General features: G+C 65.0%; 1 protein-coding gene. It reads right to left on the bottom strand.

The genetic code is table 11. The annotated features are described in order from the left end of the window. The coding region (locus ACNI14_RS12765; RefSeq protein ID WP_420520432.1) for an IS481 family transposase at positions 1-982 on the bottom strand (982 nt) is incomplete at its 3' end. Between the last annotated feature and the right edge of the window lie 98 nt (positions 983-1,080).

Below are 1,080 nucleotides of genomic sequence, written 5' to 3'. Positions count from 1 at the left end.
TGTAGTGCCCAGGGAGGTTGTTGAACCTGGTGATGGGTGGGACCTTGCCGATGGCTGAGTGGTTGCGGTGGTGGTTGTAGTAGTGCATCCACGATCCTAGGGCTGCTCGGCGGCTCTTTTCGGAGTTGTAGTGCTTGGAGTAGGCCCAGCCGTCGGCCAGGGTGCGGTGGAAGCGTTCGATCTTGCCGTTGGTCTGCGGCCGGTAGGGACGCGTGCGGCGGTGCTTGATACCGAGGGTTCGGCAGGTGTCGCGCCAGGCGTGGGAGCGATAGGCCGAACCGTTGTCTGACAGCACCGACTCAACCCGAACACCACGCTGGGCGAACCATGCGACAGCGCGTGAGAGCACCCCGATCGCGGTGTCGGCCTTCTCATCGTCGTGGATCTCGGCATAGGCGACGCGGGAGTGGTCGTCGATGACGGTGTGGACGAACGCGTGTCCGATCACGGGGTGGCTCTTCTTGCGTGCTGCGGTGGTGGCCTGCGCGTTGCGTTTGCCCTGCACCCGGCCGACGGTGCGCCAGCCGCCTCCGTCGGGGATGTTGCCCAGCTTCTTGACGTCGACGTGGATCATCGAACCGGGGTGGGGGTGTTCGTAGCGTCGCGCTGGTTCACCGGAGGCGACATCGACATGGGTCAGGCGGTTCAGTGCCCGCCGGGTCAGGACCGCGTGCACGGTCGAGGCAGGGACCCCGGTGAGTGACGAGATCTCGACGGGTCCGACGCGATGCTTGATGCGGGCGTGCACGATCTTTGACTCGAGGCGGCGTGGCGTCCGGGTCGGCGAATGCACCGGTCGCGAGGAACGGTCGTCCATCCCTGCGCGACCCATCAGCGCATAGCGCTGAGCCCACTTTGCTGCCGTCGGCCACGAGATCCGGAAGTAGCGAGCCGCCGCGGCGACCGTCCACCCGTCCTCGACGATCAACCGTCCAACACGGGCACGTTGGCGTGGGGTCAAAGCAGCATTAGCGTGAGACACGAGAACCTCCGGGTTAAGAGCGAAGAACTAGACAGCTCCACTCTGCCCGGAGGTTCTCCTCATCGCCCGGAACTCAAACAACGTCCCTGGGCACTACA

The organism is Demequina pilifera (genome assembly GCF_048814985.1).
In the GTDB taxonomy this organism is placed as follows: domain Bacteria; phylum Actinomycetota; class Actinomycetes; order Actinomycetales; family Demequinaceae; genus Demequina.
Note: the sequence above shows the minus strand (reverse complement) of the source record. Positions and strands in the feature narration are given on the sequence as shown.